This is a genomic window from Rufibacter roseus, assembly GCF_001647285.1.
GTDB lineage: Bacteria > Bacteroidota > Bacteroidia > Cytophagales > Hymenobacteraceae > Nibribacter > Nibribacter roseus.
Window position 1 is genome coordinate 23,909 of record NZ_LRML01000024.1, and the last position, 13,157, is coordinate 37,065.

The window sequence follows — 13,157 nt, forward strand, 5'->3', positions numbered from 1 at the left end:
TGGGCAGCCGCTTCTGTTTTTAGCCTGTTTTTCTAAAAAGAGCTGAAAAACACTGCTTCATTAGCAAAAGAGTGGCTTTAGCTGGTAAAGCCAGGAGATGCATAAAGCCGCAGAAGTTTCTAAAGGTCGTGCAACCTTGGTCGCAGTTTCTGCATCTGTAAAGAAAAGATTACCTCACCATGAACTACCTGCGTGCCCTCTGCCTATTACTTCTGCTTTCTTTCACAGCCTGTGAGGAGGAAGATATTCAACAGACCTGTACGGTAGCTGATCCTGCGCAGAACATTGCCTGGCTGAAAGAAAAAGTAAAGGATCTGCAGGCGTCAGAATACTGCCAAGTGGTGCAGAGAGGCATGTTAAACGGGCGCAGCGTGTTTGTGATTCAGAACTGTGACCCTGCTATAAACGCCATCAGAGCTGTGTATGACTGTGACGGCAACGTGATTTGCTACAGCGGTGATGACACGTGCCCCAACTTTGAAAGTGAGGTGAAGCGTCTGGAAGTAGTATGGAGCAATGGGAAGTGAGGTTGTGTTGATGAGCGAAGCTCAGGCTGTTTTAGACCTGTTTTTTCATAAGTAGCATAAAAACGTCCACTAAAATTGAGCTGAACCCGATCAGTGAATTTTGAGCCGGGGGTAGGGGTATAAAAAAAGAGGCTGCAGTATTTGCAGCCTCTTTTTTGTAACTGTGCCGGAAGTATTATACCAGCTTATTCTCTACCAGATACTCAGCAATCTGTACCGCATTGGTGGCTGCGCCTTTGCGGAGATTATCGGCTACTACCCATAAGTTAAGGGTATTTGGTTGCGTTTCATCACGTCTGATACGGCCTACAAACACTTCATCTTTGCCGTGGGCGTTCAACGGCATTGGGTACTGCAGGTTAGCAGTGTCATCAACTACCACTACGCCCGGGGTTTCGTGCAGTATGCGGTATACTTCCTCCAAAGTGAAATCACGCTCAAACTCTACGTTCACGCTTTCTGAGTGACCTCCAATTACAGGAATACGCACCGTGGTAGCCGTAACTCCTATAGAATCGTCGCCCATGATTTTCTTTGTCTCGTTCACCATCTTCATCTCCTCTTTGGTGTACCCGTTTTCAGTGAACACGTCAATGTGGGGTATCACGTTCAGGTCAATGGTGTAGGCATACGCTTTCTCACCCTCTTTGCCGGCGCGCTCGTTCATAAGCTGATCTACCGCTTTCTTGCCAGTTCCGGTAACTGACTGGTAGGTGCTCACCACAATACGCTTGATTTTAAGCGCCTGGTGCAGCTTGTTCAGGGCTACCACCATCTGAATAGTAGAGCAGTTGGGGTTGGCTATGATTTTGTCTTCAGGGGTTAATTCATGAGCGTTGATTTCAGGCACTACCAGCTTTTTGGTAGGGTCCATTCGCCAGGCTGATGAGTTGTCTACCACGGTGGTGCCAGCTTCAGCAAATTTTGGAGCCATCTCTTTGCTTACGCTGCCGCCAGCAGAAAAAATGGCGATCTGTGGCTTTTGGGCAATGGCGTCAGCCATGCTAACTACTGAGTATTCCTTGCCTTTAAAAGACATCTTCTGGCCTACTGATTTCTCAGAGGCTACTAACAACAATTCATCAACGGGGAAATTACGCTCCGCCAGAACTTTCAGCATTTCGCCACCCACTAGGCCGGTGGCGCCTACTACAGCTACTTTCATGTAAAAAGGGTGTATGATAAAAATAAAATCCTTCAGTATTGTACAGGCATTTTGCCTGATCATGCATCAATTGCTTTTCTGTTTTAGGCTTATTTTCTGAAAATCAAGCCTAAAACAGCTTTTTGTACGGGTGCAAATAAACCAACTTTCTCTGATATTTTTAGTAAACCAAGAAAATGAGGCAGCTCTTTCTTGTGATAATCATATGGTTGTGGGTTCTATCTCCTATTAAAGCCCAACTACAAGAGTCTTTTGCTGACGGTGACTTTACCCAGAACCCCGTATGGGTAGGCGAGGTGGAGTACTTTCAGATAAATGCTGCTTTACAACTCCAAAGTAAAGGCCCGGCAGTTACGGGTTCCACTATTCATTTAGCCACAGAAAGTAATCTAGCAGTTGGGGTTCAGTGGGAATATTATGTTCAGTTAGCCTTTGCTACCTCCTCCGGCAATTATGCTGAAACACACCTGATCTCTGATGGTCCGGACCTGAAAGGGGCAACGCGCGGGTATTTTGTGCGGATGGGCGGAACAGAAGACGAGGTAAGCCTGTACCGGAAAGACGGCAGTACTTCTACCAGAATCATCAACGGACCTGACAAAACCATTGCCGCCAATGACAATAGGTTTTGGGTGAGAGTGACCCGTACCACTAGCCATGAGTGGACCTTAGAATTAGACGTGACCGGCACCCGCCAAAACTACCAACTACAAGGCACAGTGCAAGATGCCCGCTATGTCTCTTCCGCTTATACGGGTGTGGTGTTCCGGTACTCACAAGCCAACGCCCAAAGGTTTTTCTTTGATGATTATAGCATTAAAGACATTTCGGCGCCTGCCATAGCCAAAATTGAGGCATTAGATGCCCGTAACCTTGAGGTTACCTTAACAAAAGCAATACGACAGGCCGAGGCAGAAAATCAATCTAATTACCTTTTAAACGAAAATTTAAGACCCACCTCTGCGCAATGGTTAGCTAATGCTCCAAACCAAGTTCGGCTCACTTTCAATCAAGACTTCAATACGGGCATAAACAAGCTAGAAATTGCTACACTAGTTGACCAAAGCGGGAATGAAGCTCAAAGTTTAGCAGGTGCTTTCTCCTACAGCCCCAGAGCTGCTCCCGGAGAGGTGCGGATTACAGAAATTTATGCTGATGTCAATCCCTTGCAAGATTTACCGGCGGCAGAATTCTTTGAGCTGTACAACCGCAGTAACAAGACTTTTAATCTGCAGGGGTGGCAATATTCTGACGCTACGGCTAGTGTGGCAACATTTCCGGCATACCTTCTAGAGCCTGGCGCTTATGTAATTGTATGTGCGGCGGCTGATACTTCTTTGTACAAACCGTTTGGCCCGGTGGTGGGGCTGCCTACGTTCCCGTCGCTCAATGATAGTGGTGACGAAGTAGAGGTGTTTGACAATACAGGTCAGCGCATAGATTTTGTCCGTTACTCAAATTCCTGGTACCGTGAGGCCGCTAAAAGAGAGGGCGGCTGGAGCTTAGAGCTCATGAATGTAAACAGCCTTTGTACAGGCGCTTCGCAGTGGAAAGGCTCTGAAAATCCACGCGGAGGAACGCCGGGGCAGCCCAATTCTATACAAATTCAAGATGTAGAAGCGCCAGAAGTGAGGCAGGTATATGCTACGGGTCCTGATAGAATTATTGTGCAGTTTTCAGAAACTGTAGATAGTGTACAGGCAGCAAATGCAGTTAATTATTCTGTAACTCCTGGGGTGACGGTACAGCGGGCACGTAGAACTGGAAATACAAACACTGAAGTAGAGCTGCTATTGGCTTCTACTTTACAGCCCAATACACGGTATGCAGTAACAGTTAGTGGCGTTAGAGATTGTTCTGGTAATGTAATCTCCGGCTCTCAGGCAGTTGCGCTGGTGCTTGCTGATTCGCCAGTAGCGGGAGACATTGTTATCAATGAAATTCTATTTAACCCAAATTCCGGAGGAGTCGATTTTGTGGAAATTGTCAATAGGTCTGCTAAATACCTAAACCTGCAGAACTGGCAATTGGCAAATAAAGAGGCTGGCGAAGTGGCTAATCAGAGAACTATTTCTACTCAGAATTTACTTATAGCTCCTGGGCAATATCTCGCAATCACCACAAACACAACTGTTTTACAGGCTCACTATCCAGCTGCCGTGCCCGAGCGCTTATGGAGCATGGCGTCCTTGCCCTCTTATCCGGATGCTGCGGGTACTGTGGTACTACTCATGCCCAATGGCGCGGTGGCAGATGAAGTGAGCTACCGAAGTGCACAACACTTCAAACTGTTGCGCGATGCCGAAGGAGTTTCTCTGGAGCGCATTTCATTGGCAGGCCCGTCAGTAGAGGCTAACTTCCACTCAGCGGCCACCAATGTAAAAGCCACTCCGGGCTACCGTAACTCGCAGGCCAGAGAAGCCGGTATTGGTGGTGCTTCTAAACTTGAACTTACCCCAAAAGTGATCACTCCAGATGGAGATGGGGTAGACGATGTGCTGTTGCTTCAGTTTAAATTGCCGCAGGCTGGTTTTGTGGCTTCAGTGCAGATTTTTGATGCCTCCGGGAGGTTGGTCAGAAAACTGGCGGGTAATACCTTGCTGGGCGCGGAAGAACTACTGCAGTGGGACGGTTTAAAAGACAACGGCTCAAAAGCTGCCATTGGATACTACATTGTGCTGGTAAATCTCTTTGATTTACAGGGCAAGCAGGAAACAATTAAAGAAACAATGGTGGTGGGAGGGCGTTTTTGAGCTATTTTCTTTAAAAGAGGCTAAAAACAGATCTTGCGGCTACTGGCTATTTGATTCCCCATCCCTTTTTCAGAATATTTGTAAGTTCATCTATTCCATTTCCTACTCTATTTTTGCTGGTAGAATCGGCAGGCATATGTGTAGCTCTATTATTTAACCGTTGGAAGTAGTTTACCTGTGCCTTTTTGCTTTTTTGGCGGGGCTTATAGATTCTGTAGTGGGCGGTGGAGGCTTGATTCAACTTCCTGCCCTTTTTATCTTTTTGCCTCATGTGCCGGTGCCAACCGTTTTCGGGACAGGAAAGCTTTCTAGTATAGCCGGAACCACGGTTTCGATGTGGCGCTATGCCCGTAATGTGGAGATAAATTGGCGGGCTTTGTTACCGGCAGCCATCACGGCATTTGTCTTTTCCTTTCTGGGAGCACGGGCGCTGAGCCATTTCAACACAGATTTGCTTCGGCCTTTAATCTTAGTGCTGTTAGTGTCAGTGGCTATTTACACGTTCATACGCAAAGACTTTGGTGCCATTCATGCACCTAAGCTGCCGCAGTCAAAAGAAGTGTGGTATGGCGTAGGCGTGGGGTTGGTCATAGGGTTTTATGACGGCTTCTTTGGGCCTGGCACTGGTAGTTTCCTGATCTTTATATTTGTGGGAGTTTTTGGGTTTAATTTTTTATCAGCCTCGGCCTCAGCAAAAGTGGTAAACGTGGCTACCAACCTTTCCGCCTTAATATATTTTAGCTACAAAGGCTACATTCTCTACCACATAGGTATACCCATGGCAATTTCAAGCGTATTAGGTTCAGTAGTGGGAACACGTATAGCTTTGGTAAAAGGCTCTGGCTTTGTCAGGAAACTGTTTTTAGTGGTGGTAACTGCTATCATTCTTAAGTTTGCTTATGATACTTTCATAGGCTAAATGCGTGATGTCTTTCGGTTGATTTAATATGTTAAATAGTAAGGGTTTTAAGTATCTTGAGTAGAATAGTTTTGCTCTGTTTTCGAAAAAGTAGCCGATAAAAGGGTATAGTTGATTTTGTTCTGGGGGAAAATAATAAGCTAGAGCTTTAAAGGCGGCAAGAAAGGATATCTGCCTTCTTGGCTCTTAGATAAAATCACAATAATACATGCACTATGAAAAAGTCTTTATTTACTATTTCAATAGCAATTCTGTGCGCAACGGGTCTATTCTTAGCTCCAGAGGTAGCGGTAGCACAACAAAGCATTGGTGAGTTGGTAAAAGCCAAAGATGATGCTAATAAATTAGTGAGAACTTATATAGCTCCCGCAGGCAAAGCAGTTGGCCATAGTCTGAACAGTGGCTGGTTTAACTCAGGTCAGGCATTAGAAGCCGGCAGGTTTGACATACGTGTTTACGCTACCATTGCCCTGGGTTCTGAAGAAGACAAAACCTTCGATATATCTCAACAAGGCCTTAGCCCCAGAATTCGTTTGGCACCGGGCGAGCCGTCCATTGCTCCTACAGTGTTTGGGGGTGTAAATGAGGGGCCTGAAATGATCGTGTATGGTACTAACCCTTACACAAACCAAGAAGAAGAATTGGGCCGCTTTAACACACCGCAAGGGTTAGGTATCAACTTTGCCCCTCTGGCGGTGCCGCAGGTGAGTGTAGGGATAGGAGGCGGAACAGAGGTAGCGGTTCGGTTCCTGCCGAAAATACGATTTAGAGAAGATTACCAAGTGAACTTATGGGGAGTGGGCCTAAAGCATAGCTTAAAGCAGTGGATTCCGGTAATAGGTAGTGTTTCAGGTTTTGATGTAACTGCTTTTGGAGGTTACACCCACCTTAGAGCCTCAGCTGACCTAAATATTCCGCCCACGCAAGAATATAACAGGCGGCCGGTGACTCAGTCAAATGCTGATTTTGATAATCAGCAACTGGTGTATATAACTAAAGCATGGACTGCAAGTGTGATTGCTTCTAAAACTTTGGGAGTAATTACCCTTTATGGTGGTTTAAGGTACAGTGATTCAGATACCCGCCTGGCCGCCGAAGGAAATTACCCTTTAGTGAATGTGCGCACGCAGGTGTTGCCTCCGTTTTATGAGTATTATATAGATCCTATTGAAACACCCATAGATGTAGCGGTGCATGATAGCCAGGTGGGAGTAAATGCCGGTTTTAGATTGAAACTTGCCTTCTTCTCAATTTATGCAGAAGGTACCTACGCTAAATACCCGACCGCCGCCGCAGGTATTGGTGTAGGCTGGAACTAAAATTAGGTTCAATCAAGAAAGAGCCCCTGTCAGGAATGACAGGGGCTCTTTCGTTTATTTACAATATAGTGTTCACACAGTAGAAATAAATTTTGATGCTAGTTAGATCAATTGATTTATGTAGCTATTGCCAGCTCTGTGGAGGAATATTCAGCTATGTGACCTTTGCTAAACATAATGAGTAAGATACGGGCAAGTCTTAAAAGAAAGGTAGCTTCTATGATATATGAATCACTCTATTATATATAGTGTAGAAACAAATTGTAAAGGCACGGGAATAGACATTTTGAACCCGTAACTTCATTTCGCTTTCAGTGCTGCTAATTTTAACACTATTATATATAGTTTATAAGTTATGGCGAGTGATTAACAACTGCAAGGTCAACACTCAATATTATATAATAGGGATTTGACTTCATATTTGCCTTTTGGTGAAATCAAAAAAGAATTGACTAAAATTTTATTAAGTTATTTTGAGGAATCAGCACGTTTTAAATAGTAAAATGTTAGCAGTGGGCGCAGGAAATTTAAATTTTTGTAAAACTTCTAAAAATGAGAAGATTAGAGGAAGAAAAAGTCATTCCTGTGTTACCGCAAAAAAAATTATGTGTTTTTTTTATGTAAAAAATCACCTAATATTATGGTTTCAAATACAAATCAAACCATAAAACCAAACCAACATGAAGAAAATCTTACTATTAAGTCTTTTCTTTTTGTCAGTGCTTCTTCCGGAAGCAATGGCTCAAACGAAGACTATTACAGGAAGAGTGACTGAAGGTGCCACAGGCGAAGGAATGCCTGGTGTGACAGTTCAGCTCAAAGGAACCAGCACGGCTGCACCTACAGACGTGAATGGTAACTATACCATTACTGTGCCTTCAACTGCAGGTACGCTAGTGTTCTCCTTTATAGGCTATACTGACCAAGAGGTTTCTATTGGAAACAGAACTACCGTAAATGTGCAGATGCGTCCTGACGCTATTGCCATGGGTGAGGTTGTTGTAGTAGGTGCCGGCGGTATTGAGCGCCAGGTAAAGGAACAAGGCTACAGCACAACTCAAGTAACGAATGAGGAATTAACTCAAGGTCGTTCTCCGAACATTGCCACTGGTCTTACTGGTAAAGTAGCAGGTCTTCAGATTAACGCGGTAGGTAGCGGTGTTAACCCTACTGTACGTGTTGTTCTTAGAGGTAACCGTTCATTACTTGGTAACAACCAAGCCCTGATTGTTTTGGACAACGTTATTGTGCCTAATGAAATTTTAGGTAATCTTAACCCAGAAGACATTGAGAATATCTCAGTTCTGAATGGTGCGGCCGGTGCGGCTTTGTATGGTTCTGATGCATCTAACGGTGCCTTGGTTATCACTACTAAAAAAGGTAAAAGAGGCGTGACTTCTGTAAGAGTAGCACATACTACTACTTTAGAGCAGGTGAGTTTCTTCCCTAAATTGCAAACCTCTTTTGGTTCAGGTTATGAGCCTGGTGTTCCAGAGTACGTGCCTTATGAAAACCAGCAGTACGGACCAAGGTTTGATGGTTCAATGGTTCAAATAGGTAAGCCTTTGGCTGATGGTTCTGTTCAGACAGTACCTTACAGTGCCAGAGATGATAAATTTGATTTCTGGGAAACTGGTGTTCAAAACCAGACGGATGTTTCTCTTTCTGCCGGTTCTGACAGATCAAACTTCTATATGTCTGCTCAGCGCTTCAACTCACAAGGTACTACCCCTGGTGATGAGTATGATCGTATTGCCGTTCGTGTAAATGGTGCCTATGATGTTACTCCTAAATTGAAGTTTTCTTTCAATACCAACTTTACTCAGAATGAGTATGATATTACTTCTGCTACCGCAGCGGCTTACCAGTACCTGTTGAATACTCCAGCACATATACCTTTGTTAAACTACAGAGACTGGAGAAACAATCCGTTCGCTAACCCTAACGGATATTTCAACGAGTACTATCCTAACCCATACTTTGCTATTGACAACAACCGTCAGAATAGCCGTAACAACTACCTTATAGGTAATGTGGAAGTGAAATTTGCTCCAGTTGATTGGATGGATGTGACGTACCGTATTGGTTTGTCTAACAGAAACTACATCAATAAGAGCACTACAGGTATTTTCACCTATACTCCATATACAAAGAGTATTTCTCCAAGCAAAACAGATGTTGCTGGTGGGGTTAGTGACAACGCCCTTTCAACTAACCAGTTGAACTCAGATTTATTAGTAGGTTTCTACAAAGACCTGAACGAAGATTTTGAGGTGAAACTGATTTTGGGTAACGCAATTCGTGAGAACCGTCAAAACTCAATTGGAATTTCTGCCAATGGTTTGGTAATTCCTGGTTTATATAATGTAACAAACCGTATTGGTAACCCAGGTGCTGGCGAAGGTAGCTACTTAGCTCGTCAGGTGGGTGTATTCGGAGACGTAACCGTTGGTTTCAGGGATTACTTGTTCCTGCACGTAACTGGCCGTAATGACTGGACCTCTATTCTTGAAGAAGAAAATCGCTCTTTCTTCTATCCATCAGTTGACGTAGCCTTCACAGCCAGTGAAGCAATACCAGTATTGCAAGACAACCAGTTTGTAAACAACCTGAAGTTGCGTGCCGGTTGGGCAAAAGTAGGTCAGGTTAACTTAGCATCTTCTGGTAGACCTTTCGGTGCTTATTCACTTCTTCCTACCTTTGGTGTAGGCGGTGGTTTCCCATTTGGTTCAGTTAGTGGTTTTACCGTGGGTAACCAAATTGTTGCTCCTAACCTGAAACCAGAAATTACTACAAGCCTTGAGTTTGGTTTTGATGCGGTATTAGTAAAAGAAATGGTAGAAACCAAATTTACTTATTACAGCACCAGCACTGAAAACCAGACATTGCCTGCGCAGTTATCAACTGCTACTGGTTTTACCACATTATTGACTAACACTGGTGAAGTAACCAATAAAGGTATTGAAACTGTATTGCGTGTTACTCCATATAGAACTGAGAACTTAACGGTAACAGTTGGTGGTAACTACACTTACAATGAAAACAGAGTAGAGTCTATCGCGGCTGATCTTCCAAGACTAGCCCTTTCAACCGGTGGTGCTGCACAGGTATATGCTGAAGCTGGCAATATGTTCCCGATCTTGAGAGGTACAGATTTTGCTCGTGATCCACAAGGCCGCATTATAGTAGACCGCCATTCTGGCTACCCAACCAATGCTCTAGAGCCAGTTAACTTAGGCAACACTGAGCCTATGCACCGTTTAGGACTTGACTTTGAAGTTAGATTCCTGAAGAACTTCCGTTTTACAACTTTGTTTGAATACAGAGGTAACTTCTACAGATACCACAATGGTGGTTCTACCTTTGACTTCTCTGGTGCTTCCGAAAGAAGTGCTTCGTTTAACCGTGACAGATTTGTAATTCCGAACTCTGTTTACGAAGATCCTGAAAATCCGGGAACTTATATCCCTAATACGAACATTACTGTTGCAAACGGCAGCGCTGACTTCTGGGCGAATGGACGTATAATGGATGTTGCCAGTACTTATGTGTCAAGAGCTGATTACTGGAGATTGCGTGAGGCCTCTCTTGCTTTTGAAGTGCCAAGAGCATTCTTAGAAAGAACCAGAGTGATAAAAGGTGCTACTATCAGCTTACAAGGTCGTAACTTATTCTTATGGTTGCCAGAGTCTAACCAATGGACTGACCCTGACTACAACTTTACTGACACAAATGCTATTGGTATTACCACGTTAGGACAAACTCCGCCAACCAGATACTACGGAGCTACTCTTTCTATTAATTTCTAAAATCGGTGAAAATGAAAAAAATATATAGATATTTTTTATGTGGAGTGATGGCCCTGACGGCGTTGTCATGCGACAGCTTCTTAGATGTCAATGAGAACCCCAACGAGGCAACTTCTACTACTCCTCAGCTTGTGCTTCCTACTGCATTAGCAGCAACAGCCTCTAATTCGGTTTCTTATACAGACTACGGATCATTTCTGGTTGGTTATATTGTGAATGCAGGCGGATTTGGAGGCTGGAGCACTCAGTTTACCTATGCGTACACTACAGCTAACTATGGCGGTCTGTGGAGCAGCACTTATGATAACCTAAATGATTATCATTACATAGAGACTACAGCTAGCGGCAATGAGGAATTAGCTTACTATGAGGCTATAGGCAAAATCATGAAAGCATATAACTTTCAGTTGTTGGTAGATACTTATGGTAATGTGCCTTACACCGAAGCTTTGCAAGGAGGGGGGAACCTTACTCCGTCTTATGACAATGGTGAGGAAATTTATCAGGATTTAGTAGAGCAGTTAGACGCTGCCGTGGCACTGATAGATAATGCATCAACTAGTACTTTAGCAGTATCGGCAAACAGTGATATTATGTTTGGCGGCAATATGGGGCGTTGGACAAGATTTGCTAATACTCTTAAACTAAGACTATTAGTGAGAGCGTCTAGAAAACCAGGTGCTACCGTTCCTGGTTGGGTGACAACTCAACTTAATGAGTTTACTGCCTCAACCCCATTCTTACAAGAAGATGCAGTTGTAAACCCTGGTTACCTGCCTAACGCTGGTCAGCAGAACCCGTTGTGGAACCTGTATCATTCTGATGCCGCTGGTGCCACTACAGCTACCGGACGTTCACGTATACCAAGCCGTTACGTATTTAGCTTCTATGGTGGAACTGGTGCTAAAATTGTTGATGATACAAGAGGAGCCCTAATCTACAGAGGCTTCCCTAATTCTACCCCTGTTAATCAATTAGGTGTGAATGATAATGATGTGCCTACCGCTCCAAGCAATAGCATTGCATGGTATACTGGTACAGGTACAGGTTTATCTGCGGCCAATACAACTGGTATTTTTAAGGGACGTACCATGGGGCAACCTCTTATGCTTGCGGCTGAAAGCCATTTCTTGCAGGCCGAAGCCAGAGCCAGAGGTTTTATCACTGGTGACGCTAAATCTGCCTTTAGAGCGGGTATTGAATCATCTTTCCGTTATTTAATGAAAGATGTGACAGGGGCTGTTGTGGGTGACCCAGTAGCTGCTACCAATGCTTACATTGCTGCAAACCAAGATAATGACTTAGTTAATTTTGATTTAGCTACCAGTTTAGATCAGCAAATGGAGGCAATTATTACTCAAAAGTATATTGCTTTGAACTTCCTGTTCGGCCACGAAGCCTGGAATGAGTTTAGAAGAACCGGATACCCTGCTGTTTCTGGCACTTCTGCAACTAGTACCTTTGCTTCCACAGGTTCAACTTCTCCACGTGCCGATAGACTTCCGTTAAGGATTTTATACCCTGCATCTGAATATTCGTTAAACCCGAATAATGCACCATCAGGGGTTACTCCTTTTGACAATCCTATTTTCTGGGACGTAGACTAACATCATTAAATTAAATTAAGATGAAAAAGATATTTAACTTGTTTTTAGTAGCCCTGGGTGTAACAGGGCTTACTTCATGCCTCGATGAAGAACCTTTCTTCAATCCCGAGGAAGTGCAGAATGTAATTGAGTTTTACAGCTCAAACAATCTGGCACCTGCTTCTACTGCAACTGCCGTTTATCCTATGTTTAGGAACTCTGTAGAAATTGCCCCTGAAGTAGATTTGCCAATTGTTATCAAGTATGCAGGACCAAACGTTGCTCCAGAGGACATTACAGTTACTGTTGCCATTGCTGATGCTGGTATAATAGAAGAGTATAACGAAGATCAGGATGAGCACTTTGTCTTGTTACCTTCTGAGTGGTATTCTATGCCTACCACTACTGTAACCATACCTAAAGGCCAACGTGAGGCTACCCTTACCATCAAGGTTAGATCTGATATGTTTGACTATGATAATAGCTATGCATTGCCATTAACCATTACAAGTGCTAGCCAAGGTATTATCAGTGGTAACTTTAATACAGCTGTATTTGCGATAGGCCCTAAAAACAAATATCATGGTTTGTATACCAATACCTTTAGCAGAACCAGAAGAGATGGCTCTGTAATAGTAAGCGGTACAAACACAGCTGAATTGACCACAACAGGTGCCAATTCTCTACTTGGTAATTTAATTGGTTACTATTCAAACCTTCAGTACATGTCTATTGATCCAGCAACCAATAAAATAACTGTTACTTCTCCTGGTATAGCTATCACTGAAGATGTAAGCTACTATGACCCGGCTACCAGGATTATCCATATCCAGTATGTTGCTCTTAATACTGTTATGAAGCAAACTTTGGTGCCAAGGTTCTAATCATTCCATCACAGTAAATAAAAAAGGCCCTTTCTTTTGAAAGGGCCTTTTTTATTGTGATTTAAAGATCGTGAAGATCAAGATTCTAGCTTAGGCTGCTTTCTAATTAACTTCTAAGAAGTTACTTGCTCTGTTTATCAGAAAGTACATTTATACTAAAAAAGGAGAAGGCCATCCAGTACTGGATGGCCTTCT

The 13,157-nt window shown here is 43.6% G+C and carries 8 protein-coding genes; 7 read left to right on the forward strand and 1 reads right to left on the reverse strand.

The window, feature by feature from the left end:
- The first annotated feature begins 179 nt into the window (after positions 1-179).
- Positions 180-527: a DUF6970 domain-containing protein gene (locus A8O23_RS20565; protein ID WP_066625852.1), complete on the forward strand. Its 348-nt coding sequence runs from the start codon at positions 180-182 to the stop codon at positions 525-527.
- A 175-nt stretch (positions 528-702) separates the two neighbouring features.
- Here A8O23_RS20565 and A8O23_RS20570 read toward each other — a convergent pair whose 3' ends face one another.
- On the reverse strand, positions 703-1,692 hold the full coding sequence (locus A8O23_RS20570) for an aspartate-semialdehyde dehydrogenase (protein ID WP_066625855.1): 990 nt from the start codon (positions 1,690-1,692) through the stop codon (positions 703-705).
- A gap of 176 nt (positions 1,693-1,868) precedes the next feature.
- Here A8O23_RS20570 and A8O23_RS20575 point away from each other — a divergent pair, with 176 nt between their 5' ends.
- The 6 genes from A8O23_RS20575 to A8O23_RS20600 all read left to right on the forward strand — a co-directional run bounded on the left by A8O23_RS20575 (position 1,869) and on the right by A8O23_RS20600 (position 12,962).
- Positions 1,869-4,445, forward strand: a complete 2,577-nt coding sequence (locus A8O23_RS20575) for a lamin tail domain-containing protein (RefSeq protein ID WP_066625857.1) — start codon at positions 1,869-1,871, stop codon at positions 4,443-4,445.
- 160 nt (positions 4,446-4,605) lie between these two features.
- Positions 4,606-5,364, forward strand: a complete 759-nt coding sequence (locus A8O23_RS20580; RefSeq protein WP_066625858.1) for a sulfite exporter TauE/SafE family protein — start codon at positions 4,606-4,608, stop codon at positions 5,362-5,364.
- A gap of 215 nt (positions 5,365-5,579) precedes the next feature.
- Positions 5,580-6,683 (forward strand): DUF6588 family protein, encoded by a 1,104-nt coding sequence (locus tag A8O23_RS20585; RefSeq protein WP_066625860.1) that lies wholly within the window; start codon positions 5,580-5,582, stop codon positions 6,681-6,683.
- Between the two features lie 680 nt (positions 6,684-7,363).
- Positions 7,364-10,492, forward strand: coding sequence for a SusC/RagA family TonB-linked outer membrane protein (locus A8O23_RS20590; RefSeq protein WP_066625862.1), 3,129 nt, complete (start codon positions 7,364-7,366; stop codon positions 10,490-10,492).
- An 11-nt stretch (positions 10,493-10,503) separates the two neighbouring features.
- Positions 10,504-12,099 (forward strand): SusD/RagB family nutrient-binding outer membrane lipoprotein, encoded by a 1,596-nt coding sequence (locus tag A8O23_RS20595; RefSeq protein ID WP_066625864.1) that lies wholly within the window; start codon positions 10,504-10,506, stop codon positions 12,097-12,099.
- Between the two features lie 20 nt (positions 12,100-12,119).
- Positions 12,120-12,962 carry a DUF1735 domain-containing protein gene (locus A8O23_RS20600; protein WP_066625866.1) on the forward strand — a complete coding sequence of 281 codons (843 nt, stop codon included), beginning with the start codon at positions 12,120-12,122 and terminating at the stop codon, positions 12,960-12,962.
- The last annotated feature ends 195 nt before the right edge of the window (positions 12,963-13,157 follow it).

What these genes read in the sequence shown, in the direction of transcription:
- A8O23_RS20565 (WP_066625852.1), top strand. Translation starts at nt 180, where the DNA reads ATGAACTACCTGCGTGCCCTCTGCCTATTACTTCTGCTTTCTTTCACA.
- A8O23_RS20570 (WP_066625855.1), bottom strand. Translation starts at nt 1,692, where the DNA reads ATGAAAGTAGCTGTAGTAGGCGCCACCGGCCTAGTGGGTGGCGAAATG.
- A8O23_RS20575 (WP_066625857.1), top strand. Translation starts at nt 1,869, where the DNA reads ATGAGGCAGCTCTTTCTTGTGATAATCATATGGTTGTGGGTTCTATCT.
- A8O23_RS20585 (WP_066625860.1), top strand. Translation starts at nt 5,580, where the DNA reads ATGAAAAAGTCTTTATTTACTATTTCAATAGCAATTCTGTGCGCAACG.
- A8O23_RS20590 (WP_066625862.1), top strand. Translation starts at nt 7,364, where the DNA reads ATGAAGAAAATCTTACTATTAAGTCTTTTCTTTTTGTCAGTGCTTCTT.
- A8O23_RS20595 (WP_066625864.1), top strand. Translation starts at nt 10,504, where the DNA reads ATGAAAAAAATATATAGATATTTTTTATGTGGAGTGATGGCCCTGACG.
- A8O23_RS20600 (WP_066625866.1), top strand. Translation starts at nt 12,120, where the DNA reads ATGAAAAAGATATTTAACTTGTTTTTAGTAGCCCTGGGTGTAACAGGG.